Below are 22,512 nucleotides of genomic sequence, written 5' to 3'. Positions count from 1 at the left end.
AGGAAGTGAACCATGAAGGGAAAACAAACAGTAGCCAGTCGATTAACGGCTTATGCCATGCTGTATAAGCTTCGAATTGCAGCAGCGTTATTGGTATTATGCTGTGCTGTAGGAGCGGAGCTGGCGGGGCCTTTCATCGCCAAAACTATTATCGATAAACATATTAGCAGCGTACAACTTCCTTGGTATGAGGCGAGTGCCGACAAACAGCCTCCAACGGGCATGAAATCGATAGGGATAGCCGGGAAAACCTACGTAAGAAGCGATTGGATATCCTCGCAATCGGCAGGGGACAAGGCTTCTCTTCTAGCAGCATGGAAGGAAGTACGCTTTATGCAGCTTGAAGGCGGAATGTACTTAATTGACTCCACGCCGCAATTTGAAGGAAATTGGTCGTTGTCTACCGACAATACAACAACAGGACAGCGAGCGGCAGAAGGAAATCAGGCTACCGTTATGGTGAAACGAAACGCCACAACAACTGAGCTCTTTCCAGCCAAACGGCTTAGTGTTGCCGAAGCAGGAGCGTTATACCAGTACGAAGTGGGAGCTATTATACAATGGTTGGGGCTGTTCATCGCTCTGCTGCTAGCTGCCAGTGTGCTGCACTATTTGCAGGCGTATACGCTGCAGTCTACTGCGCTGCGAATTATTCAACGGATGAGAATGGATCTTATGCGGCACATCCAACGAATTCCGATCCGTTTCTTTGACAGCACGCCGATAGGCCAGGTTGTCTCCCGGATTGCTAATGATACAGAGGCTATCCGTGATTTGTTTATGAGCTTTATGGCCACATTCGTGGTTAGTTCAATTAATATTTTGGGAATCTATGTGGCTTTGTTTTTATTGGATGTCCGACTTGCGTTAGTTACATTAGTATTCATTCCGCTCTTTGCCGCAGTAATGTGGGTTCATTTAAAATTTTCCAAAAAGTATATTACTATAATGCGGGCACGACTCAGTGATATGAACGCAATGATCAGCGAATCGATTGCCGTTATGCCGATTCTTCAAGCATTCCGTCAGGAGAAAGCGCGGCTGTCTGAATTCGAGGTGCTTAATAACGATCGGTACCGCAGCAATGTGAAGCAGTTCCGGGTGTTTTCGTTGTCATCCCGTAATTTCTCCGGGCTTGTAGGGTCATTATTTACCGCAGGCACGATCTGGTACTTTGGCGGGCAATCGCTGCAAACAGCTATATCCTTCGGTGTATTTTATGCTTTTATCGATTATTCGGGCCGCTTCTTTCAGCCTATTATCGGTATTTTCGATCAGCTTATGAATGCGCAGCGGGCTGTGGTTTCAGCGGAAAAGGTGTTTTATTTGCTTGATCTGGAGGGACAGGAGCTTGAAGATGCCGTTGGCATTGCGAGGCCGGAAGGACATGTGGCTTTTGATAATGTGACCTTCGCATATAAAGAGGGTGAGCCTGTGCTTCGCGGCATTTCCTTCGAAGCGAACAAGGGTGAAACTATAGCGCTTGTCGGGCATACAGGCTCAGGTAAAAGCTCGATTATGAACCTTCTGCTGGGCTTTTACGAGCCATCTAGTGGTGAAATTAGAATTGATGGCCGCAGTATAGCGGGAAAGTCAAAGCAAGCACTGCGTAAGCATATGGGCATCGTGCTGCAGGACCCTTTTCTGTTTGCGGGGGATATCAAGTTTAATGTGAGCTTGTATAACAAAGAGATCGATGAGACGAAGATCAAGCAAGCGTTAAGAGATGTTGGTGCATCCTCATTTATTGAGAAGCTGCCAGGAGGCTACGATGAACCGGTTGTGGAACGCGGGAGCACGCTATCGGCTGGACAGAGGCAGTTGATTTCCTTTGCACGGGCTCTGGCTTTTGATCCGGCCATACTGATCCTTGATGAAGCGACAGCCAGTATCGACAGCGAGACAGAGGGATTGATTCAGCAAGCCCTTAAAGTAGTAAGCAAAGGAAGAACAACCTTCATTATAGCCCACCGTTTGTCGACGATTCGTGACGCTGATTTAATTCTTGTCCTTAATCGCGGAGAGATCGTAGAGCGTGGCTCCCATAACCAGTTAATGGAGCAGCAGGGTCGCTACTATCAAATGTACCAGCTGCAAAAGGGCGGCGAGAGCCAGTTTGCCAAGCGGACGGTGTGAACAGGATGGTTTTGTAGCCGAGTTACCTTAAGTTTCAGGTATTCAAAAAACGAAGTGTATTGGGATAGGAGACCTTTCATTCCACTCTAATTGGGGAGTGAACGGTCTTTCTGCCCTTTTTTCTTTCCAGGCAGCGGTGTTTGATTTTTTGAATAATGGGGAAATAGATATTAGGGAGGATTGAAGGGCAAACTTACAGAAAAGCTTTATCGAAGGATAAGGTCAAGCGGAGGGGAAAATGAAGATAAGATATAGCAATTTAGATAATGTAACTAATAAACAGTCGATCATGCAAGTTTACAAGTGGATGAAAAAGAAGAAGAAAATGTCGAGATCTTATTATATCCAACATCATTCAGATATCGATAAACATTTTTTGCGTGAAAACAATTCAAAGACGACGATTACCTGGATAGGTCACTCAACGTTCCTCATCCAGATGGGTAAAACTAATATTATAACTGACCCTGTATACGCTAATACTATGGGTATTCGGAAAAGGCTGACCAAGCCGGGAATTCCATTCACCGAGCTTCCTCCAATAGACATTGTCCTTATCTCTCATGCTCATTATGATCATTTGGATTTTCCTACAATTAAAAGAATCGGACGAAATGCTCAGTATTTACTTCCCATCGGTCTTAAATCACTGTTTGAACGCAAACAATACCATCACTCCACAGAGTTGGCATGGTGGGATAGCAAGCGATTAAATGGCATTGAATTTACGTTTGTTCCGGCACAGCACTGGACCCGCAGGACACTTTTCGATACAAATACCTCTCATTGGGGAGGATGGGTCATGAAGAATGGGGCAAGTGGAGAAACGGTTTATTTTGCCGGGGATAGCGGTTATTTTAAAGGATTTGAATTGATTGGAAAAAGATTTACTATTGATTATGCGCTGCTGCCAATAGGAGCTTATGAACCGGTATCCATCATGAAAATAGCTCACATGAGTCCGGAAGAAGCAGTGAAGTCCTTTATCGACTTAAAGGCAGCTTCATTTATCCCTATGCATTATGGAACCTTCAAGCTGGCTGATGACACGCCCGAGGAAGCTTTATTACGGCTTAAAGCGGAGTGGAAGAGGCAGAAGCTAGATGAAGCAGAATTAAAAATTCTTTTGCTGGGGGAAACATTGATCCTGTAGGTCGTGTGACAATGAAAATGATAATATATAACAAACCTCCGATGCCGTTTGTAGAACGAGCTTCGGAGGTTTGTTTGTGAGTTGAGGGGTGAAAGGATCAACAGCTTATTGAGATCTGCGTGTCATCTGCTGCCAGACAGAGCCTTCGGCCGCATGACCGCCTTCTATTCGCTCTATGGCCATTTTGATTTGCATGCGAATTTCAAACTCAGCATCATTTTCTACTTCATGCAGGGCGGCAAGGGCTTGATCATCGCCGACTTCATAGAGAAACCGGGCCGCACGCCAACGGACCAGCTTGTTCGGGTCCTTCAGCGCTTGGATCATAGCTGGAGCGGCAGCAGGGTCGCCGATGTCGGATAATGTATCGCCCGCTGTTCGCCGTACTGATGCCGACGAATCCTCCAGCGCGCGGTATAAATAGGGTAGTACTTGTGGCTCCTTCAGGTCCCCGAGGTATACGGTGGCCAGCCTTCGAATCGATGATTTCTCATCATCGAGTGCCTGAATCAATAGTGGCAGCGTCTCGGCGGACGGTTTTACCTGCTGGAGCGCAGCATAGCGCTGCTTCCAGTCAGGGTCAGCCAGCTGCCGCAGCAGCTCCTCAGGGCTCAGCGTCGCGCGCCCTGCCGACCTTACAGCAGCGGCGCCCTCGATAGAGTCGCCGCTAAGCTGCTGCTGCGCCTGCTCTATAAGCTGCTGCAGGCGCGCCTCATCGTAGGTGGCATCAATTTCTTGCGCCACCTCTTCAAGCACTTCCTTCAGCTCGCCGTAGCGGATTCCCCAATCTTCGAGCGAACGCTCTTTGATGAGATTGGGGGATGCCGCTGCCGCCTGGACGGCGGCTTGGCTGAAGCGTTCGGGCAGAGCGGTGCGCTGCTGCTCGGCACCGCTTTGTACGCGCACCTGCAGCGGAATGCCGCGGAAATGCTGCAGCAGCACTTGAACCTCGCCGAAGGCTGCATCGGTGTCGCTATCCGCATCTGCTCCAGATAAAGCAGCTTCCATACCGGCAGCATCTCCGCCCAGTATTTCGCGCACCTGTGCGAGAATGTACTGCCAATCGGCTTTGGCCGTGCGATCGACCGCAATAAAATCGGCTGCATGATAAATGCTTTTTACGCCTTCAATGTTCAACAGCTTTTGAATGAAAAGAGGTGTTTTAGCTGAAGCTGCCTGCTCTGGCGAGTAAGTAGTTCGGATTCCATCGGAGAGCCGTTCGTTCAGCTGGACTTTCATTGTATTGGGACTGGGAGTGGGCTCTATGGATACAATTTTCATTTAAGATCGTTCCTTTCCTATGAAAAAAAGACCGGTTAGCTCGGCAATGCCGGTTTCGGTCTTCTTTTCGTATACTATGTTGAAAAACTTAGTCTTTGTCGATCAGGTTGCGATGAAGGTAATTCTCATCAAGTGTTTTGGTGAGATCAAATACGGTATGCGCTAAGTCCAGGTTTTCAAATATATGCTCGCATTGATCCTTATACGCCATTTCATCTTCGAAATGAGACATGTACCGTTCAATTAATTCCGGTGAGTCTCCACGATCTTCTTCACGCTTAAGGATGATCTGCTTGTCAGCATAAATAAAGACGCGGACTGCTTTTGTATCATACAGCTTTTTTACGGCTTCAGCACCAAAACGGTTGAGGATTAAGTAAACAGCTCCGTGCTTTTGCAGTGTGTTTACAATATCTTGCCCTTTAACCCCATAAAGATTACCGTCAATTTCGATAACCTCGATAAATTCGTTGTTCTTTTGACCGTTGGAAAAAACCTCATGGGTTACAAAATGATAGTCCTGACCATCTACTTCCGCCGATCGGGGAGCTCTTGTCGTGTACGAAATTACCTGCTTCATTCCCAACGTGTCGCCTGACATCTGGGCTACCGTCTTGCGGCCTGCGCCATTGGGTCCGGTAAAAATAAAAATAACATCTTCTTCTTTTAACTCGTACATGGATACCCCTCCTTGGTTTTGGAAGTTTGATACAAAAAGTGGCGTGTACTTTATTTTACCTGTTTTGATTCGATAGGTAAAGGACATTTACAGGATTACCACACTAGAGTATTTCCATTGAAATGGGTAAAATATGTGATCTAAATAAAGAAAACTATAAAGCGGCTTAATTATGAAGAACTTAGTGTGGTTCCGTTAGCGGAGCAGCTTAGCGTTTTCTTGTTCCGCGTGGACCGCCATCGTTGCGTCCTGTACGAGGCTTGCCGCCGCTTGGCCCTTGGCCGCGCTGGCTGTCTCGTCCCCGACCGGCTGCGCCTCCGCCGGAAGCAGGGCTGTCGCCGCGACCACGTCCTGCCGCCGCGTTAGCGTTCCGCTGTGCTTCATGCTTCGTAGTCCACGCCCCGGCATCGCGCCCACGCCCTGCGTTGGCAGGACCGCGTGATGCCGCGCCTGCCGCGCCGCGTCCGCCGGCACTAGCCCCGCGTGTGCGGCCAGCGTTAGCGCCGCCAAAGTCGCCAGCGCCATCGCGCTCGCCACCGGCGTTGCGCCAAGGAGTCGCTCCGGCTGCGCCGCGAGAGCTCGCCGCGCCGCGTCCGCCAGCACTGGCCCCGCGTGTGCGGCCAGCGTTAGCGCCGCCGAATTCGCCTGCGCCATCGCGGTCGCCACCGGCGTTGCGCCAAGGAGTCGCTCCAGCTGCGCCGCGAGAGCTAGCTGCGCCACGCCCGCCGGCACTACTGGCCCCGCGTGTGCGGCCAGCGTTAGCGCCGCCGAATTCGCCTGCGCCGTCGCGCTCGCCACCGGCGTTGCGCCAAGGAGTCGCCCCGGCTGCGCCGCGAGAGCTCGCCGCTCCGCGTCCACCGGCACTGGCACCGCGTGCGCGGCCAGCGTTAGCGCCGCCGAATTCGCCTGCGCCTTCGCGTTCAGCTGCCGCGCGCTCAGTTCTGGCTTTGGTCCAAGGCGAAGTCGGAACTTCGCTTCGCGCCGCAGCCGCCCCGCGTCCAGCACCCGCATTTGCTCCGCGGCCGAAACTAGCGCCGCGCCCAGTACTTGCTCCGCCGCGTCCACGTCCACCTTCACGTCGAGAGTTGGAGTCACCGCCACGAGCTGCGCCGCGTCTTCCTCGTTGAGCGGAATCACGATCACCTCGTGTACTCATATCAACCCTGTCGTCTTTGTCAGATGACCTGCGTCCCACGACGTTTCCGCGTCCGCTGGTCCGAACTTCGCTAAGCTCACCATCAGCTTTGACAGTCCGTCGAGGCAATTCTGCATTGATTCCTTGCTCGATAGCCTCAAGTGTGCCCAGGTCGTGCTGAGTAACCATGGTAACAGCCATTCCGCGCTGTCCGGCACGTCCTGTCCGGCCAATTCTGTGGATGTAGCTTTCAACGTCATGAGGCATATCATAATTGAATACATGAGTAATACCTTCGATATCCAATCCGCGGGCCGCAATTTCAGTGGCTACCAGAAGTTGAATTTTAGCATCCCGGAAACGTTTCATAACTTGTTCGCGTTTAGCCTGGGTCAAATCGCCGTGCAGTTCATCGGATGAGTAGCCCATTTCACGAAGAGCTTCATTCAGCTTGGCTGCTCTCAGCTTGGTTCGACAGAAGATCATAGCCAAATAAGGGTTGTATTCGTCGATCAAACGAACTAAAGCTTCCTGCTTACCGCGGTCCGTTGTTTTAATAGCAATTTGTTCGATCTCGGTCAATGTAACCTGCTTGGTTTTTACTTTGATTTCCTGTGGCGATTTCATGTAGCCTTTGGCTAAGTTGCGGATCGGTCCCGGCATTGTTGCTGAGAATAACAAGGTTTGTCTTTTTGGAGAGGTTTGAATAATGATTTCCTCAACGTCCTTTAGAAAACCCATATGCAGCATTTGATCCGCTTCATCCAGTACTAGCGTAGATATACGCTGAAGTTGCACGGTGCCTCTACGCAAATGATCAAGCAGGCGACCGGGTGTTGCGATAATCAAGTGAATGCTTCCCTCTAGCTTTTTAAGCTGCCGCTCTACATCTTGTCCGCCGTATGCTGCAAGTACACTTATTCCTTTAATTGGAGCCCATCTTTGAACCTCGCTAGTTATTTGTATAGCTAGTTCACGAGTAGGTGTCAAAATAAGCGCTTGAGTGTAACTCTTCTTGGGATCCAGTTTTTCCAATATAGGCAGCACGAAAGCCAATGTCTTACCTGTGCCCGTTTGTGCCTGGGCGATGACATCATCTCCGGATAAAACTACTGGGATAGCTTCTTTTTGGATTGGAGTAGGCTCTGTATACCCCTGCTGGCTTAACGCCTCCGTCAATTCGCTGCTAATGCCAAGATTGGCAAATACATTTTTCATTCATTTAATCTCCTTATTTACCGTTCATTCCATTCCATACAATGCATGAATAAAACTCACGTTCATTTTCCATCCTACTCACTTAAGAATATTCAGGTTCTAACTGCATTCTACAGGAACCCGTGGGAAAAAGAAACCAGTCGATTCGCAGCAAAACCCTCTGCGTTTCTTCATATATAATATGAAGGAAAACAGAGGGGAGCAGGAATCCCATTCTATTGCTGCTTTGTATGTTCAATAACGGAGATTGAGCAGCATGAGAGGGGGTGAACAATAAGCTTAATGTTTAATGAATCTGTCTTCCAATAGATTAGGACTAGCCTTCCGATTGGGTAGGGATAGTAGGCTGGGTTCCAAAGATATAGTCGGAAATGGCATCGAACTCTTTAACATAAGGGGTTAGATCGTTGCCCTTCCAGGATTCTTGTGCAAGTCTGTTTAGCTCATTGATATAATCCCGGTGTGCAGATATATATACATCAACGACTGTTGGCTGCAAAGAACGGATTTTCTCAGCAATTTTTTGCTTGAATAAATGGGAGATTTGCTCATGATGCTGAACGGTTTCGTAGGAATTTGTGCCCGTAGCCAGCTTGTTGGGATCCGCATAGTCATTAAAAGGAGTGGCAGGGTTGTACAAACCGCGTACTGTTCCTCCATTGTTCGTTTCCCGGGTACTGCTTTTTGTGCCGGATGCCGTACTGTCTATGATAATGGCAACATATGCCGTATTATCCGCCATCATCACAATAGCACTATTAACCCCATTCATTGCAGCGACCTGATCCGACAAAAACTGATTCATTTCGAGACGGGTGTGATTGTGCGATACCGTTGTATATTGCTGCGCAGTCTGATAGGCTCTTGAAGTATCCTGACGGTGTTCATCACGCTGGCTTCCATAATTGCTTGCACTGTTGTAATCATACCAACTGTAGCATCCGCATAAGCCGAATAATGAACTTGAACAAACAATTCCTAGAAAAATCCGGTTAAACCGCATAAAAGGGCCTCCTTACCTTTTTCATCGAATGTACTTCATATACAATATCTCCCTTGGAAAACAGCTTTTGCGGGCATTGAATTCTATATGTAGGATTCATCAAATCAAGGTAATTATACATAGATGTCAAATCACATTTTCTTGCATAAAACTCTTTGTTTATGGAAATAAAATACGAGAGGCATAATTGAAAAAACCAATGGGGGCGCAGGATTGAGAACAATTTGTGAACTTCTCCAGATTCATTGACAAAAAAGGGGTACGTATTTATAGTTAATAATGGTGAATAGGTTCATTGACAATATATGACCTTTTGTTCGAAAAATATTAGCTTTAGAGGTGGGATTGATAAGATGAATCGATGGCAAAATCTGTGGCGTTTCATCCCTCTTTTCGGGTTGATGATGTTGCTTTTGACGGGGTGTGGAAGCGATACGATTTCAGCCTTGAGACCTAGAGGACCAGTAGCCAGAGACCAGCTGTTCTTAATGAAGCTGAGCTTAGGTATCATGATCGTGGTAGTTCTGGTTGTTTTCGCGATCTACTTGTACGTGTTAGTGCGCTTTCGTAAGAAAAAGGGCGATAAAGATATCATTCCAAAGCAGGTTGAAGGCAGTCACACGCTTGAAATCATTTGGACAGTTGTCCCTATCATTTTATTGCTCATTTTGGCTGTACCTACGGTCAGTTATACGGTTAAGCTGGCTGAGAACAATATTCAGAATAAAGATGCGATTCATGTTAAGGTAACAGCGCATCAATTCTGGTGGCAGTTCGATTATCCGGAGCTGGGAATTGCAACAGCCCAAGATATGGTTATTCCAGCAGGCAAGAAGATTGCACTGGAAATTACCTCAGCAGACGTGATTCACTCCTTCTGGGTACCGTCACTTGCGGGTAAACAAGATACTAACGTTGGCATGACCAACATTATGTATTTCGAAGCGGATGACGCTGCTGTCTTCTTAGGGAAATGTGCCGAATTGTGCGGAGCTTCGCATGCATTGATGGACTTCAAGGTTGTTTCCAAGAACGAAGCGGATTTCTCTAAATGGGTGGATAAAATGAAGCAGCCGGCGGTAATTCCTGCGGACGCCAAAGCCGGTGAGCAAGTGTTTAAAGACAATTGCCTATCCTGTCACGCGGTTAACGCGCAAGGACTTGGTTTCGGACCTAACTTGAACGGGTTTGCATCACGTGAAATGATTGCAGGTGTCCTTCCTAAAGGTACTGCTAATGATAAGAGCTTGCATGATTGGATCAGTAATCCTCAAGAAGTGAAGCCAGGTAATAAAATGCCTGCGTTTGGTCCTACTGGTTCTAAACCGCTGCAAGAACAGCAAATTAATGATTTGATTAAATACTTGAATGCATTGAGATAAAGAACATCTTGGTAAAAAGGAGGTAAATACGTTGGATCACTCTCACACTAGAAAACAGTACACCGGTTTAATGGACTGGTTGACTACGGTTGACCATAAGAAAATCGGTATTCTGTACTTGATTTTCGGGGGATTTTTTTTCCTGCTCGGCGGTCTTGAAGCTGTTCTGATTCGGATTCAGTTGATGTTTCCGGATAACAAAATATTTATCGGCGATACGTTCAATGCGTTAACTACCATGCACGGTACGACGATGATTTTCTTCGCGGCTATGCCGATTATCTTTGCATTTATGAATGCGGTAGTGCCGCTTCAAATTGGTGCACGCGACGTAGCGTTTCCTTTCGTAAATGCACTTGGCTTATGGTTGTTCTTCTTGGGTGGTATTATGTTGAACGTGAGTTGGTTCTTGGGCGGCGCACCTGCTGCAGGCTGGACGGCTTATGCACCACTATCAACCATCGTTGACACCACCTCGTCTTATCATGGGGTTGACTTCTATGTACTAGGTTTGCAGATTGCCGGTTTGGGTACGCTGATCGGGGGTATTAACTTCCTTGTAACGATCATTAATATGCGTGCACCTGGTATGACCTATATGAGAATGCCTTTGTTTACTTGGACGGCGTTCATTACTTCTGCGCTTATCTTGTTCGCTTTCCCTGCTATTACAGTAGGCTTGGTTCAGTTAATGTTTGAGCGCCTGTTCGACGGTGCATTCTTTGATGCCAGTCGAGGCGGTAATTCAGTACTCTGGGAGCATATATTCTGGATCTTCGGTCATCCGGAAGTTTATATCCTGATTCTACCTGCATTCGGTATTATTTCAGATATCGTAAGTACATTTTCCAAAAAGCGTTTGTTCGGATACAGCTCCATGGTATTCGCTACAGCGTTGATCGGATTTTTAGGCTTCATGGTTTGGGTCCATCATATGTTTACAACAGGGATTGGGCCTGTAGGTAATGCTATCTTCGCTATTGCAACAATGGCAATCGCGGTTCCTACCGGTGTTAAAATCTTTAACTGGCTGTTTACCCTTTGGGGAGGACAAATTACGTTCTCCACGGCTAATATATTTGCTACAGCTTTTATCCCGACGTTCGTTATGGGTGGTACTACAGGGGTTATGCTTGCGGTTCCAGCGGCTGACTTTCAATACCATGACACCTACTTCGTCGTAGCGCATTTCCACTATGTTATCGTTGGCGGACTTGTCCTAGGCTTGTTTGCAGGTATGTACTACTGGTGGCCAAAAATGTTCGGACGTATGCTTAACGAGAAATTGGGGAAAGTTCATTTCTGGACCTTCTTTATCGGCTTCCATCTGACATTCTTCCCTCAGCATTTCTTAGGATTGATGGGGATGCCGCGCCGCGTATTTACATATCAGCCTGGCGTTGGTTTGGAAGAAGGCAACTTGATCAGTACATTCGGCGCCTTCTTGATGGGTATCGGAACTATCGTTTTCTTAATCAATGCAATTGCAACAGCGCGTTCGCCACAGAACGCTCCAGCGGATCCGTGGGATGGCCGTTCCTTGGAATGGGCAATTCCGTCACCTCCGCCAGAGTACAATTTTAAACAAACTCCACTTGTACGTGGATTGGATGCTTTCTGGAAAGAGAAAATGGCAGGCAACAAAGAGATGACGCCGGCAGAACCGATCGGCTCGATCCATATGCCTTCACCATCTATACTGCCGCTTACCTTCTCAATCGGATTCTTTATTTTAGGCTTTGGATTCATGTACCACAATTATGTTGTAGTTGCTATTGGGGCTGTTATCATGTTGGGAAGCATGTTCCTAAGATCCGTATACGATGACAAAGGATACCATATTGAGCCTGAAGAGCTGGAAGATAAGGGGGTTAAAGCATGAGTGTACATCATGAAGTAGGTGGTGCTCTGCCACCTCATGCGGAAACCGCAACTTTGGAAGGCAAGAATAAAGTAATGGGCTTCTGGCTCTTCCTTGGCGGAGAATGCGTATTGTTCGGTATGCTGTTTGCATCCTTCATAGCATTGCGCAATCAAGTACCGGATGGACCGACTGGCCAGGAAATTTTTCAATTAAGCATTGTAGCTTTATCGACATTTATCTTGTTGACAAGCTCATTGACCAGTGTATTTGGAACTATGGCATTGCACCGCGGTAATTTGAAAATGCTGAATTTCTGGATGATCATTACCGTATTGCTTGGCTTGGGCTTCTTGGGCTTAGAGATTTATGAATTTGTTCACTATGTGCATGAAGGCCATATATTCTCGAGAAGTGCTTTTGCTACTTCGTTCTATACACTAGTAGGCTTTCACGGAGCGCACGTAGCTTTCGGGGTATTGTGGATTTCGTTGTTGGTCATTTCATCTATCAAAAAAGGTCTTACAGTCGTAACGGCGCCGAAATATTATGTTGCCGGTCTGTATTGGCACTTTATCGACGTAGTTTGGGTGTTTATCTTCACCGTAGTGTACTTGTTAGGGAAGGTGGGACCATAAATGAGCAGCCATCAGCACACATCAGACGCTGGCAAGCGGCATAAGTTAGAAGGCCCAAGAAATCACTACTTGTCCTACATTGTTTCGATTGTGTTAACTATGCTGGCCTTCGCGGCCGTGTTATACGGAGGCTTGGACCATTCGTTTCTTATCATTTTCCTGGTAGGCTTAGGTTTAGTGCAGGCCGTCTTCCAGCTAGCTTATTGGATGCATATGAAAGATAAGGGACATTTTCTTCCGATTGTCGGATTGTTGTTCGGATTTTTCGTTGCTTTGACTGGAGTAGCTATGGCGGTATACTGGGTTTGGTGGTAAAAAATTAAGAGGTGGCTTGAAGAATGAGCCCCTCTTTTTTTTACAAAACTTTGCACTATTTTTCACAAATTAGTAACAAGTAGGAAATAGTCTGTAAAAGGAAGGAGAGGTTGACATGGATACAAGTCAAATGGGGCATATGGGACACACAGGAAGCGGTGCATTTTCAGAATTTGCTGCCCTATGGAGTCCTGGCTGGATCCTCGTTGTTATCATTGTAGGTTGGTTGTATGCAATGGCCGTTGGTCGTTGGAGGCAGCAATTTGAAGATTCTTCTCCTGTAAGAATAGGCCAGCAGCTTTATTTCTATACAGGTTTGCTGCTGTTTTACGTAGCTGAGGGGAGTCCCTTATATTATTATGGTCACCATTACAGCTTTAGCGCACACATGCTGCAGCAATCCATATCGTATTTGGTAATGCCGCCGCTGATCCTGCTAGGCTTGCCAGGATGGCTGTTAAGACCGATGTTTCGAAGAAATGTGGCTCATTTGCTAATGAAAGGGTTCACGTCCCCATTGATTTCGTTATTCCTGTTTAACCTTATTTTCTCCCTTTATCATATTCCGATTATTATGGATTATTTAATGGCGAACCCGTTGGCGCATACGATTTACACCGCAATTTTTATGTTGGCTGCCTTCCAAATGTGGTTTCCCGTATTCTGCCCGCTGCCTGAGTACAACCGGATGAATGAGCTGCGCAGAATGGCTTATATTTTTGTTAATGGGATTTTACTGACTCCTGCCTGCGCTCTAATTATTTTTGCGGAAGAACCGATCTATGCTTCTTACAAAGGCATATCCGAGCAGTTTCTATATATGTCCGTATTGAATGATCAGCAGCTTGGCGGGGTTATAATGAAAATTATTCAAGAGATTGTCTACGCCATTGCATTAGGCTATACCTTCTTCCGTTGGTACCGTAAGGAACGCAAACAGGAGGAAGAGGAAGAGTTGGCGCTTGAAGGCTATGTTCAGCCGCATGCCAATATGAACCGGGCTTAAATTATTTATTTATTAGGTGGGAATACGAATGCAAATATTGCCTACGGTTAGCACGCTATTTATTGTTATCAGTGCTATTTTTGTAGCCTTCGGTTGGTATCATATTGTGAAGGGAAACCGTGAGACGCATCAGAAGCTGATGTTATGGGGGGCCGGATTCGCTCTAGCCTTCTTTCTGGTTTACGCATCACGGACAATCTTTGTCGGAAATACGAGCTTTGGCGGCCCGGAAGAGCTGAAGCTGGCGTACCATCTGTTTTTATTTTTCCATATCGCATTGGCGACATCGGCTGCAGTATTCGGTATCGTTACATTGCTGCATGCCTTCAACAAGCGTTTTGCCAAGCACAAAAAGATAGGCCGCATAACGGCAGTCGTCTGGCTCCTTACAGCTCCAACGGGTGTTGTTGTCTATGTGCTCCTATATCTGATGTATCCAGGCGGCGAAACGAAGCCGATGATAGATGCCATATTAGGCTTATAGAGTTTTTGATCATGCGTTACTTGAGTCACATTTGTTGCAGGTCCTGTTGATGTGAAGGACATTGCAATGAAGGTGGCTTTTTTGTATATACCCATTTAATTATTTGGTATTGATCCGACTAATTTTCAAAGCGGTTGCTTGGGCAGGGTAGGATTGATTAATCATGCCATCATTTACTATGCTAACTTTATCCCCGATAGCCAGAGAATCGTATTCGCCGTTGTTCTTAACTGTAATCCAAGCTGCATCCGGCTTAACTTCATCCAGGAGCTGTTGAACGGATTTTTTGCTAATATCTTCAGCTTTAGTGTTTTTGACGACTAGTACCTTATGATCGGATTTGGAAATTATATAGCCTTCCTTATAGTTCCAAACCTCCTGTTTAGATGGCGCTGGGGACTCCTTGCTCGATGAACATCCGGAAATACAAGCGGCTAAAACAGTTAATATCATCAAATACCGCACTTTGTAGCCCTCCATAGCTTGATTTATTAAGACCGATTTAGTTTGACAAGTCTTCTACAAATTAACGGTGCAGGACAGTATAATGTTGCTAAGATATGGAAAATTCATGATGATCATTTATTTAATATGGTTTGTTATGGTTACTTTTAGGTACCGGATTTATACTTACTTCTTCGTAACTTGCCACAAAAAAGTAACTAACTGGTGTTAACTTCAGCTCTTACAATATCTCAATTAAAGCTGTATCATTCGAGATAGCATAGTAAACGATTTCATACATAAATGGAAAACCGTTTCTGAATTTCAGCCTGCTGGAAGGAGATTTTATGACATCAAAAGCGGCTTCATCCCAGTACCGCATTCCTTTGTTTTGCGTTGTTACACTATTGTTCTGGTTCTCTATGTACACTTGTGTGCCCATATTAACCGCGTATGTTGAATCATTGGGAGCCTCCCACAAAATGGCTGGGTTAATTGTAGGCATGTATGGGTTTAGCCAAATGCTGCTGCGTATTCCGGTTGGCATTATGTCAGACCGATTTCACAAGCGGAGACTATTTATTGTGTTTGGCATGCTGTTCACGACGTTGGCAGGGGCAGGGATACTGGTTTCACAGAGTGTGACCTGGATCCTCATTCTTCGGGCTTTGGCAGGTGCCGCGGCAGCTACATGGGTTGATTTTACGATTCTTTTTACAAGTTATTATCGCAAGGAAGAAACAACAAAAGCTATTGGGACGATTACCGTATACAACTCTTTAGGGCAAATGCTTGGTATTTTAACCGGCGGCTGGTTTGCGGATATGTATGGTTGGGAGTCATCCTTTCTAATAGGGGCTGTTGTAGGGACGATTGGTTTTGCGGGATCCTTCTTCCTGGTAGAGAAGTTTGATAATAACGCCCAGAAAATTACGATGCACGGCGTTGTCGAGGTAGCTCGGGATCGAATGCTGATTGTTGTATCGTTCTTAGCTATTTTGTTTCAGCTGCTGACATTTGCCACTGTATTTGGCTTTACGCCGGTATATGCCCAAGCATTAGGGGCGACTAAGCTGGATATGGGGCTGCTCACGTTTTTTTCAACCTTTCCGACTGCAGTAGCTGCATGGGTGGGAGGAAGGCATTTGTCTGCGAAGCTTGGTGAGAAGAATGTAATTATCGGTGGATTCATTCTAAGTGGTATTTTTACGGCAATAATCCCAATGACCTCTCATTTGGGACTATTAATATTGACACAGGCGATAGCCGGATTTGGAAGGGGCTTGTCAACACCGATTCTGATGTCGCTTAGCATTAAACACATGGATTCAGGTAAACGTGCGACAGCAATGGGTTTTTATCAGGCAATCTATGGGCTAGGGATGTTTATGGGGCCTTTGTTTATGGGAATTGCAGGGGATTTGCTGACGCTTCAGCAAGGTTTTGTCATTGTTGGAATACTCGGCTGCGTTTCAGCATGGTTAGCCTACCGATTGATTCAAGTCAAGCCGCTTGAGAACATGGCAAAAAGTTAAGCTTGGCAGCTGAAAAGAAAAGGAAAAGGCGTACACTTTAACGAAGGAGTTGACACGTATGGAAAAGAGAAGGTTAGGCAAAACGGATTTGCTTGTAAGTGTTCTGGGCTTCGGCGGTTCCGAAATTGGTTACGAGAACGCCTCTTTGTCTGAGGTGGAAAGGCTTCTTGGAAGCGCGTTGGATGCAGGTCTTAATGTTATCGATACAGCAGAATGCTATAAAACGAGTGAAGAACTGATAGGCCAAGCGGTAGGGCACCGCAGGAACGATTACTATTTGTTCACTAAATGTGGTCATGCATCGGGTTTCGATGCTCCGGATTGGGATCCCAAGATGCTGGCTGATAGCATAGATCGCAGCTTAAAGCGACTGAAAACCGATTATGTGGACCTGATTCATCTGCATAGCTGCAAGGAGGAGCTGCTGCGGGATGGAGAGGTTATTGCCGTGCTGAAGAAAGCTCAGGAGGCAGGGAAAACTCGCTATATCGGATACAGCGGTGACGGCAATGCAGCCTTGTATGCTATACATTGCGGGGCATTCGACTCGCTGCAAACCTCTATCAATATTGCGGATCAACAAGCGGTTCAGCTGACTCTGCCTGAAGCAGTGGTCAGACAAGTAGGCGTGGTTGCCAAACGTCCAATAGCTAATGTAGCATGGCGTTCCGGCGCAGAGAAGCCGGCGTCTGCTTACCATCATACCTATTGGGAGCGTCTGCAGCAGTTGGAGTATGATTTCTTGAAGGGTGACCCGTCAAAGGCGGTAGAAACAGCGCTGCGATTTACGCTCAGTCAGCCGGGAGTGGCTACAGCTATTGTAGGGACAGCCAATCCGGACCGCTGGGTGCAGAACGCCGTGCTTGCTGACAAGGGATCGCTAACTGACCAACAAATGCAGGCGATTAGAGCGCGTTGGAATGAAGTTGAGGCGGGTAAAGGCTGGGCTGGGCAAGGATAGTAATTTTTGTCCGCCCGATCAGTTTAATGCAGGGAGGCTATCGGATGGATATCCGTCGTATAGGGCATGAGGAGGTTCAGGAGGTACATAGGTTGATGGTTGATGTAGTTTCCAGGCTTCCCTCCAGTGCGCTGTTCTCGATGGATAGTACAGACTATCTGTATACTCGTGTTCAAGACCATGGTGAGATATATGGTGCTTTTCTAGAGGAACGGCTTGTTGCTTTTACAGTCCTTGCATTTCCAGGTGTCGGCGCAAGTAATTTGGGGCGGGAGTTCGGCGTGCCGAAGGCAGAACTGCTCCGTGTGGCTGTTCTTGATGCGACGGTGGTTCATGAGACTGCACGAGGTCATGGGCTGCAGCGTCAGTTTCACGAGCTAAGGGAAGAACGCGCACGGGTTTATGGCTGCCTGCATCTCTTCTCAACGGTTCATCCAGAGAACCACGTGAGTAGGCGAAACCTGGAGGCCGCGGGGTTTACAATTCAGTTTACCCGTCCGATGTATGAAGGCCATCTACGGCACTGCTATGCCAAACGGCTAGTTTAACCATCTTGACCTAATCTCCAATGGAGCTTATTTCCATTCGAGCCCACAAGGGTGACGAGCTTTCCGTATGGACTTTTTTATATTCGGATAGCGGAGAAGTAGCTATGTGCTCTAAAGATCCTGAACGGAACTGAAAATTCCGTTATTTAATCTACGGCCTCCAATTTAGGACGATAGCGGAAGTCGGATTTCCGCTATTCGGGGCAAATAGGGGCTGAATGAACCAAAACAGAGAGCTAACGGAAGCAGATCTTCCGCTATCTCTCTGTTTTTTGTGCTTTCCATGCGATAGCGGACGAATTACTTCCGCTAATGCGCTTGGACTAATTCATTCTAGGAAAGTAACCGTTAAGACGCGGAGGTATCTTCATCGAAAGGGCTTTGGTCAGAAGTTTTTACCCTCTACATACGGGTAAAGCCCTCTTCCAGTAAGTATTCCTCAGCTTCCTCATAGGTTTCAAACGCGAATTCCAGATTAATGCCGAAATATAGATTCCAAAGATCTTCCTCAAGAATTAGAGTGAGGATTTGATTGTCACTGCTGATCCAACGCTGAGAAGTCTGTTTCTCAGGGGCAGGCTTGGGGGCCTCTGCATTTAGCGCAGCAGGATCTGCCGTAAGTGACTGGATAGATGCTTGAATTAGCTCATGTAGAGCCTCTGCTGAGTACTCCCGTATATTAACCATGTCTTTATCATCTTTCTGATAGCCTTTTAGAAATCCCGCATAAACAAAGCCGTTACCGTTAGGGTGCAGGTGGTAGACGACATTTTTTTTATCATAGCAGCTATTTTCATAATGGAAATTAACCCGTCCAAGTGATACATTATGGCGCTGTAATTCGGGGAATGATTCAATAATAGTTAATTTTTCTTGAAAAGTCAGCATGGATGCGATGCCTCCGTATAGTTTGGATGAAATATTTATGTATGCTAATTATAGCATATGCTGCACATTCGCCCCAATTTCCATACAAAAACCCGAACCCCAGGTGATAAACCTGTGGATTCGGGTTATTTGTGATGCTTTATTTCAACGCGCTACCGCCAAACATAAAGCGGTATTCCCAATGTTTTCCTGCGATGCTATCTATTCTAACACCACCGGAGTCCTTGGAATATGTATGCAGAATCTGTCCATTTCCAAGATAGATACCTACGTGACTGATGGTCTGATTCGATGTGTTGCTTGGGTATGCAGACTTGCTAGTACCTTTGTAATCCATAAAGAACATCAGATCGCCAGCCTTGAGGTTGCGCCAATTTGATGTGGAATTCCCCAGGCTTTTGACATAGCTGCCTTGTCCTCTGGAATCGCTTGGCAATGTAACACCTGCGCCATCCTTGAAGGCTTGACGGACAAAGTCAGAGCAGTCGAAAGTGCGTGTATTGGAGCGGTCAGATCCGAATTCGTAAGGTGTACCCAAATATTTTTTGCCTGCGCTGATGATTTTGTTAACAGTGTTGCTGGACGAGCCGCTTCCACTTCCGCTTCCGCCGCCAGTTGATGAGCCTGCGCCTGCATATTTTACATATTTGCTGCTGGTAGAAATGTAACCTAGTTGGCCTTGGGTAGTTTGAACATAGTACCAATAGTCATTTACCTTGGAAATAATTTGAATTTTCTCTCCGGTTTTCAATAAACGTAGGGATGATGCGCTGGTGTTAGGAGCACTTCTGAAGTTAACACTGCTAACAATAGTTGCTTCCGGGGCGGCATGTGCTTCAGTAGGAGCAATAAGACTTGCGCCTGTAGTGACAGTTGCGGCAATCAGCAATGTAGCAAGGAATTTCTTCATAAATGGTAGTACCTCCGTTGGTCTAAGATGAGTTTTCAAACCTTTTATATGAATTGCTTTCGGCTTTCTAGGCCGTTAGCAAAGGCTTGCATGAGAGAATCTATAAAAAATACATGGTACGGTTATTAAAAACGTTAATTTGACTTGTCACTGCCCTCAAGCCACAATGTAGTCAAGAGATGCAAGCTCTCCCTCAGAAGGCTAAGTAAGTGCTTACGGTCTAAACTCTGGAAAATCGCTGGAAGGAGAAACCAATTGGACGCATGGGTGCTTGGACCGCTGGTGTTACAAAAAAGCGTGCTGCTCATAGCGGTTGCGATCTTGGCAGGCTTTGCAGTTATGAAGCTGCGCTTGCGCCGCGAATCGGATTTAGATAATAAAAGCTATGACCGGGCATTTGAAGCATTGCTCATCTGGTTGTTTACCTGGAAGCTGAGTGTGCTGTTATTGGATCCACAAAGTGTAATAGAAAGCCCGTTATCCCTGCTGTATTTCAGCGGTGGAGAACAAGGAGCGTGGATAGCTGCAGCAGTCGCAGGTGGTTATGTATGGTTGAGAGACCATAAATCGCCTAGGTGGCCCCTATATATAGATTCGTGGCTTGTCTCCCTTTTGGTGGGGTACATGGTTTATCGGTTTTTCAAAATATTATTTGAAGAGGTAAATATTGCCACAAATGGTTTACTTCTAAGTCTGAGTGCCGTGATAGTGATTCTATTGTGGAAGGGGAGGGTTAAGGAAGGACGAAAGAAACTACAGCAGCTGTTCCTTGTCTTTGTACTTGGACATGCCGTGATAAGTGTGGTGGCCTCAAATACTTGGGAAAAAGCGGGATTAGGAAGCGATTTGGCGTTTGCAGAAGCCGGAGTTGCAACTGGAACCCGTGTAGGTGAGAGAGCCCCTGACTTTGAACTAGAAGCTTTAGGAGGTGGTCAGATCAAGCTGTCGGATTACCGTGGCAAAAAGGTGCTAATTAATTTCTGGGCAACCTGGTGTCCTCCCTGTAGGGTAGAGATGCCGCATATGCAGCGGTTTTACAGTGAGTATAAGGATCGGGATGTTGTTATTTTATCGGTTAATGCAACGCAGACGGAAGCAAGCAAGGTTGTAGTTAATGCTTACGTTAATCAATGGGGGTTAACATTTCCAATTGTGTTGGATGCGCTAGGTGATGTGGGGAAAATCTACAAAGTCGCTGCTTATCCTGTAACCTATTTGGTCGACGAGCAAGGTATCATTCGAAAAAAGGTGCAGGGCCCGATGAACGAAGATTCACTGAAAAAGGCAGTGAGGTAACTTCATGAATTTTCAAAAAATAAACGATCAGAAAACTAATTTTAGGAGTGGTTTTAATGGCTAATACAAGTATTATTTTGCGTGTAGAGTTGGCTCATGATCAAGTTTCGTTCGGAGATGTTGCTTCTGTGATAAGCCGCGCGGGCGGCGATGTATCGTCGATTGACGTTATACGTGTAGGCAAGGAATCTTCAGTGCGTGATATTACCGTTGATGTGCAGGATTCTTTGGAGGTTGAGGTCGTTACGGCCATTAAACAGCTTAAAGGAATAACCTTGATCAACGTATCTGACCGTACGTTCTTGGCGCATTTGGGTGGAAAGATTTCCATGCAGCCGAATATGCCTATCAAGAACCGGGATGATTTGTCACGTGTTTATACACCTGGTGTGGCACGCGTATGCACGGCTATTCATGAAGACCCGCAGAAAGCTTATTCATTAACTATCAAAAGAAATACGGTAGCCGTAATTTCGGATGGCACAGCGGTTCTTGGATTGGGTGACATTGGACCTCAGGCAGCTGCACCGGTGATGGAAGGAAAAGCGATGCTGTTTAAACAGCTGGCAGGAGTGGATGCGTTCCCAATCTGCTTGGATACAAAGGATACAGAGGAGATTATTCGTACAGTTAAGGCGATCAGCCCTATATTCGGCGGTATTAATCTGGAGGATATCAGCTCGCCGCGCTGCTTTGAGATTGAGTCGAGGCTCGAAGCGGAACTAGATATTCCTGTGTTCCATGATGATCAGCACGGAACGGCTGTAGTCATGCTTGCAGGGCTCTTGAACGCACTGAAGGTCGTTGGGAAACCGATCGACTCAATCCGTGTAGTGGTGAACGGGATCGGGGCAGCGGGCGTGTCCGTGTGCAAGATGCTGCTTGCCGCTGGTGTGAAGCGGCTTGTGCCTGTGGACCGCGATGGGGCAATCGTTCGCGGGGAGACTTATTCACAGCCGATGTGGCAGTGGCTTGCTGAGCAATCACAGGTAGAGGCAACGGCAGGTGGCTTGGATCAGGTAATTGCAGGTGCCGATGTATTTATAGGCGTGTCCAGAGCTGGCTTATTGAAGGTTGAGCATGTTAAGGCAATGGCAAAAGACCCCATTGTATTTGCACTGGCCAATCCGCAGCCCGAGATAGATCCTGATCTTGCCGAACCGTATGTGAAGGTGCTTGCAACCGGACGGAGTGATTACCCGAACCAGATTAACAACGTGCTGTGCTTCCCGGGAATTTTCCGCGGGGCTCTGGATTGCCGTGCCAATCGTATTAACGAGGAGATGAAGCTTGCGGTAGCAAGGGCTATTGCCTCTGTTGTTAGCGATGATGAGTTGAATGAATTATATATCATTCCGAGTATATTTAATGAGCATGTAGTTGATAAGGTGCGCCATGCTGTTATCGAAGCTGCAATCCGTACTGGAGTAGCAAGAAGGATTCCGCCGGATTTCCGTTAAGTTGAACTCGGGAAGGATCGTTTGGAACGAATCGCTTTTTCATGAGGACTCATACCGACTATAGTTCTATTATTATTGCAGAACGCTAAATCCCGAATAGGGGATTTAGCGTTTTTTAACTGACTAGATAATGAATCCCTCACCTCATTTCGCTTAGAATACTCAGGAGGCTTAGTTGG

The 22,512-nt window shown here is 46.6% G+C and carries 20 protein-coding genes; 13 read left to right on the top strand and 7 right to left on the bottom strand.

Annotated features, from left to right (window positions below; all coding sequences use genetic code 11):
- Positions 1–12 precede the first annotated feature (12 nt).
- Both ACFQ0C_RS08095 and ACFQ0C_RS08090 read left to right on the top strand, forming a co-directional pair.
- Positions 13–2,136, top strand: coding sequence for an ABC transporter ATP-binding protein (locus ACFQ0C_RS08095; RefSeq protein WP_379365669.1), 2,124 nt, complete (start codon positions 13–15; stop codon positions 2,134–2,136).
- A 238-nt stretch (positions 2,137–2,374) separates the two neighbouring features.
- Entirely contained in the window at positions 2,375–3,289 is a 915-nt protein-coding gene (locus tag ACFQ0C_RS08090) for an MBL fold metallo-hydrolase (protein WP_379365668.1), read from the top strand.
- Positions 3,290–3,394: 105 nt separating this feature from the next.
- On the opposite strand, the gene ACFQ0C_RS08085 is transcribed toward ACFQ0C_RS08090, so the two are convergent.
- The 4 genes from ACFQ0C_RS08085 to ACFQ0C_RS08070 all read right to left on the bottom strand — a co-directional run bounded on the left by ACFQ0C_RS08085 (position 3,395) and on the right by ACFQ0C_RS08070 (position 8,605).
- Positions 3,395–4,570 (bottom strand): conserved virulence factor C family protein, encoded by a 1,176-nt coding sequence (locus ACFQ0C_RS08085; protein ID WP_379365666.1) that lies wholly within the window; start codon positions 4,568–4,570, stop codon positions 3,395–3,397.
- A gap of 88 nt (positions 4,571–4,658) precedes the next feature.
- Positions 4,659–5,249, bottom strand: a complete 591-nt coding sequence (locus ACFQ0C_RS08080) for a guanylate kinase (RefSeq protein WP_258215416.1) — start codon at positions 5,247–5,249, stop codon at positions 4,659–4,661.
- Between the two features lie 208 nt (positions 5,250–5,457).
- Positions 5,458–7,602 (bottom strand): DEAD/DEAH box helicase, encoded by a 2,145-nt coding sequence (locus ACFQ0C_RS08075; protein WP_379365663.1) that lies wholly within the window; start codon positions 7,600–7,602, stop codon positions 5,458–5,460.
- Between the two features lie 316 nt (positions 7,603–7,918).
- Positions 7,919–8,605, bottom strand: coding sequence for a YhcN/YlaJ family sporulation lipoprotein (locus tag ACFQ0C_RS08070; protein WP_379365661.1), 687 nt, complete (start codon positions 8,603–8,605; stop codon positions 7,919–7,921).
- Between the two features lie 353 nt (positions 8,606–8,958).
- Between ACFQ0C_RS08070 and coxB the strand changes: the two genes are divergently transcribed.
- From coxB to ACFQ0C_RS08040, 6 genes are all read left to right on the top strand, one after another.
- Entirely contained in the window at positions 8,959–9,987 is a 1,029-nt protein-coding gene (coxB, locus tag ACFQ0C_RS08065) for a cytochrome c oxidase subunit II (RefSeq protein WP_379365659.1), read from the top strand.
- A 70-nt stretch (positions 9,988–10,057) separates the two neighbouring features.
- Positions 10,058–11,869: a cytochrome c oxidase subunit I gene (gene ctaD, locus ACFQ0C_RS08060; protein WP_379365987.1), complete on the top strand. Its 1,812-nt coding sequence runs from the start codon at positions 10,058–10,060 to the stop codon at positions 11,867–11,869.
- Positions 11,866–12,486 (top strand): cytochrome c oxidase subunit 3, encoded by a 621-nt coding sequence (locus ACFQ0C_RS08055; RefSeq protein ID WP_258215419.1) that lies wholly within the window; start codon positions 11,866–11,868, stop codon positions 12,484–12,486. Before ctaD ends, ACFQ0C_RS08055 begins: the two co-directional genes overlap by 4 nt.
- Positions 12,487–12,801, top strand: a complete 315-nt coding sequence (locus ACFQ0C_RS08050; protein ID WP_379365657.1) for a cytochrome C oxidase subunit IV family protein — start codon at positions 12,487–12,489, stop codon at positions 12,799–12,801.
- 115 nt (positions 12,802–12,916) lie between these two features.
- The gene (locus tag ACFQ0C_RS08045; RefSeq protein WP_379365655.1) at positions 12,917–13,807 is read left to right on the top strand and encodes a cytochrome c oxidase assembly protein; all 891 of its coding nucleotides are present in this window, start codon (positions 12,917–12,919) and stop codon (positions 13,805–13,807) included.
- 28 nt (positions 13,808–13,835) lie between these two features.
- Positions 13,836–14,291 carry a DUF420 domain-containing protein gene (locus tag ACFQ0C_RS08040; protein ID WP_258215422.1) on the top strand — a complete coding sequence of 152 codons (456 nt, stop codon included), beginning with the start codon at positions 13,836–13,838 and terminating at the stop codon, positions 14,289–14,291.
- A 99-nt stretch (positions 14,292–14,390) separates the two neighbouring features.
- Here ACFQ0C_RS08040 and ACFQ0C_RS08035 read toward each other — a convergent pair whose 3' ends face one another.
- Positions 14,391–14,756: a DUF3221 domain-containing protein gene (locus tag ACFQ0C_RS08035; protein WP_379365653.1), complete on the bottom strand. Its 366-nt coding sequence runs from the start codon at positions 14,754–14,756 to the stop codon at positions 14,391–14,393.
- A gap of 326 nt (positions 14,757–15,082) precedes the next feature.
- On the opposite strand from ACFQ0C_RS08035, the gene ACFQ0C_RS08030 reads away from it, so the two are divergent.
- The 3 genes from ACFQ0C_RS08030 to ACFQ0C_RS08020 are packed head-to-tail and all read left to right on the top strand — an operon-like array spanning position 15,083 to position 17,779.
- Positions 15,083–16,270, top strand: coding sequence for an MFS transporter (locus tag ACFQ0C_RS08030; RefSeq protein ID WP_258215424.1), 1,188 nt, complete (start codon positions 15,083–15,085; stop codon positions 16,268–16,270).
- A gap of 58 nt (positions 16,271–16,328) precedes the next feature.
- On the top strand, positions 16,329–17,231 hold the full coding sequence (locus ACFQ0C_RS08025) for an aldo/keto reductase (RefSeq protein ID WP_379365651.1): 903 nt from the start codon (positions 16,329–16,331) through the stop codon (positions 17,229–17,231).
- Between the two features lie 44 nt (positions 17,232–17,275).
- Positions 17,276–17,779, top strand: a complete 504-nt coding sequence (locus ACFQ0C_RS08020; protein ID WP_379365649.1) for a GNAT family N-acetyltransferase — start codon at positions 17,276–17,278, stop codon at positions 17,777–17,779.
- A 402-nt stretch (positions 17,780–18,181) separates the two neighbouring features.
- Here the strand turns inward: ACFQ0C_RS08020 and ACFQ0C_RS08015 are convergent, their stop codons facing one another.
- Positions 18,182–18,667, bottom strand: coding sequence for a hypothetical protein (locus tag ACFQ0C_RS08015; RefSeq protein WP_379365647.1), 486 nt, complete (start codon positions 18,665–18,667; stop codon positions 18,182–18,184).
- A gap of 139 nt (positions 18,668–18,806) precedes the next feature.
- Positions 18,807–19,577 carry a C40 family peptidase gene (locus ACFQ0C_RS08010; RefSeq protein WP_379365645.1) on the bottom strand — a complete coding sequence of 257 codons (771 nt, stop codon included), beginning with the start codon at positions 19,575–19,577 and terminating at the stop codon, positions 18,807–18,809.
- Positions 19,578–19,832: 255 nt separating this feature from the next.
- On the opposite strand from ACFQ0C_RS08010, the gene ACFQ0C_RS08005 reads away from it, so the two are divergent.
- Both ACFQ0C_RS08005 and ACFQ0C_RS08000 read left to right on the top strand, forming a co-directional pair.
- Entirely contained in the window at positions 19,833–20,873 is a 1,041-nt protein-coding gene (locus tag ACFQ0C_RS08005) for a redoxin domain-containing protein (protein ID WP_379365643.1), read from the top strand.
- Between the two features lie 56 nt (positions 20,874–20,929).
- Entirely contained in the window at positions 20,930–22,333 is a 1,404-nt protein-coding gene (locus ACFQ0C_RS08000) for an NAD-dependent malic enzyme (RefSeq protein WP_379365641.1), read from the top strand.
- The last annotated feature ends 179 nt before the right edge of the window (positions 22,334–22,512 follow it).

It is taken from the genome of Paenibacillus sp. GCM10027630, from assembly GCF_042676305.1.
Lineage (GTDB): Bacteria > Bacillota > Bacilli > Paenibacillales > NBRC-103111 > Paenibacillus_S.
Note: the sequence above shows the minus strand (reverse complement) of the source record. Positions and strands in the feature narration are given on the sequence as shown.

Coding starts and splice junctions, on each gene's coding strand:
- ACFQ0C_RS08095 (WP_379365669.1), top strand. CDS start 13: ATGAAGGGAAAACAAACAGTAGCCAGTCGATTAACGGCTTATGCCATG.
- ACFQ0C_RS08090 (WP_379365668.1), top strand. CDS start 2,375: ATGAAGATAAGATATAGCAATTTAGATAATGTAACTAATAAACAGTCG.
- ACFQ0C_RS08085 (WP_379365666.1), bottom strand. CDS start 4,570: ATGAAAATTGTATCCATAGAGCCCACTCCCAGTCCCAATACAATGAAA.
- ACFQ0C_RS08080 (WP_258215416.1), bottom strand. CDS start 5,249: ATGTACGAGTTAAAAGAAGAAGATGTTATTTTTATTTTTACCGGACCC.
- ACFQ0C_RS08075 (WP_379365663.1), bottom strand. CDS start 7,602: ATGAAAAATGTATTTGCCAATCTTGGCATTAGCAGCGAATTGACGGAG.
- ACFQ0C_RS08070 (WP_379365661.1), bottom strand. CDS start 8,605: ATGCGGTTTAACCGGATTTTTCTAGGAATTGTTTGTTCAAGTTCATTA.
- coxB (WP_379365659.1), top strand. CDS start 8,959: ATGAATCGATGGCAAAATCTGTGGCGTTTCATCCCTCTTTTCGGGTTG.
- ctaD (WP_379365987.1), top strand. CDS start 10,058: ATGGACTGGTTGACTACGGTTGACCATAAGAAAATCGGTATTCTGTAC.
- ACFQ0C_RS08055 (WP_258215419.1), top strand. CDS start 11,866: ATGAGTGTACATCATGAAGTAGGTGGTGCTCTGCCACCTCATGCGGAA.
- ACFQ0C_RS08050 (WP_379365657.1), top strand. CDS start 12,487: ATGAGCAGCCATCAGCACACATCAGACGCTGGCAAGCGGCATAAGTTA.
- ACFQ0C_RS08045 (WP_379365655.1), top strand. CDS start 12,917: ATGGATACAAGTCAAATGGGGCATATGGGACACACAGGAAGCGGTGCA.
- ACFQ0C_RS08040 (WP_258215422.1), top strand. CDS start 13,836: ATGCAAATATTGCCTACGGTTAGCACGCTATTTATTGTTATCAGTGCT.
- ACFQ0C_RS08030 (WP_258215424.1), top strand. CDS start 15,083: ATGACATCAAAAGCGGCTTCATCCCAGTACCGCATTCCTTTGTTTTGC.
- ACFQ0C_RS08025 (WP_379365651.1), top strand. CDS start 16,329: ATGGAAAAGAGAAGGTTAGGCAAAACGGATTTGCTTGTAAGTGTTCTG.
- ACFQ0C_RS08020 (WP_379365649.1), top strand. CDS start 17,276: ATGGATATCCGTCGTATAGGGCATGAGGAGGTTCAGGAGGTACATAGG.
- ACFQ0C_RS08015 (WP_379365647.1), bottom strand. CDS start 18,667: ATGCTGACTTTTCAAGAAAAATTAACTATTATTGAATCATTCCCCGAA.
- ACFQ0C_RS08010 (WP_379365645.1), bottom strand. CDS start 19,577: ATGAAGAAATTCCTTGCTACATTGCTGATTGCCGCAACTGTCACTACA.
- ACFQ0C_RS08000 (WP_379365641.1), top strand. CDS start 20,930: ATGGCTAATACAAGTATTATTTTGCGTGTAGAGTTGGCTCATGATCAA.